Below are 966 nucleotides of genomic sequence, written 5' to 3'. Positions count from 1 at the left end.
TTAGGTGTTGAAATCAGTCTTGATTTTGCTTGATAGGGTTTTGAGTGCCTTGCATGGTAGGAGATACACCTACCCCATCTAAATAAACTCTCGCTCAATATCCATCACCCTTGCATCTACCGTTCGCTCTATCTTTTCCTCTATCTGACTACACTGCGACTCAACCTCACGTTTGGATAGCCCGACGATGACAAACGTCCATTCGCTGGCATCGTGCCGATCGCGCTCACCGCTTTCGCAGACGGCGACACTTGGTGTATTGCCAAAGCGCGCATGCAAGCCGCCCATACGTTGGCGCTTTTCTTTTAAAGAGCCGCAGCCAGGCAAAGAGAACATCATAGTCAAGATAGCGATATGCATAGGTTTTTCTCATTAAAGTTATCCACGCTTCATGGTATCATCAAGCACGCTTGGTGTATGGTCGGCAACTTGTAAGATACAGAATCGTACCCATAACAATAAGACTAAAATTGCCTCAAAACGAACTAAAGAGATCTCAACCATGACAAAACATTATGACTATATCGCCATTGGTGGCGGTAGCGGCGGCATTGCGTCAATCAACCGCGCGGCAAGCTATGGTAAAAAATGCGCCATTATCGAAGCGGAACAATTAGGCGGCACTTGTGTCAACTGGGGCTGCGTACCCAAAAAGGTCATGTGGTATGGCGCACAAGTCGCCGAAGCTATTGAGAAGTATGCGCCAGACTATGGCTTTGATGTTGAATTAAAAGGTTTTGATTTTCAAAAGCTAGTCAATAGCCGCCAGCAGTATATTCAAAACATCCATCGCTCTTATGATAATAATTTGGCAAAAAACGGCGTTGAAGTCATAAAGGGTTTTGCTAAATTCGTCGATACCAATACGGTTGAAGTCAATGGCGAACATATTACCGCTGACCATATTTTGATTGCGACCGGTGGTCATCCTATTTTCCCCGACATCCCAGGCGCTGAGCACGGTAT

The 966-nt window shown here is 45.8% G+C and carries 2 protein-coding genes; one reads left to right on the top strand and one right to left on the bottom strand.

Annotated features, from left to right (window positions below; genetic code table 11):
* Positions 1–78 precede the first annotated feature (78 nt).
* The gene (locus ACTXGO_RS14715; protein ID WP_443575047.1) at positions 79–360 is read right to left on the bottom strand and encodes a DUF503 domain-containing protein; all 282 of its coding nucleotides are present in this window, start codon (positions 358–360) and stop codon (positions 79–81) included.
* A 142-nt stretch (positions 361–502) separates the two neighbouring features.
* Between ACTXGO_RS14715 and ACTXGO_RS14710 the strand changes: the two genes are divergently transcribed.
* Positions 503–966 (top strand): FAD-dependent oxidoreductase (locus ACTXGO_RS14710; RefSeq protein ID WP_443575046.1); only part of this gene is annotated, 464 nt, incomplete at its 3' end.

It is taken from the genome of Psychrobacter sp. T6-1, assembly GCF_052258445.1.
This window is presented reverse-complemented; position numbering and strand designations above follow the sequence as displayed.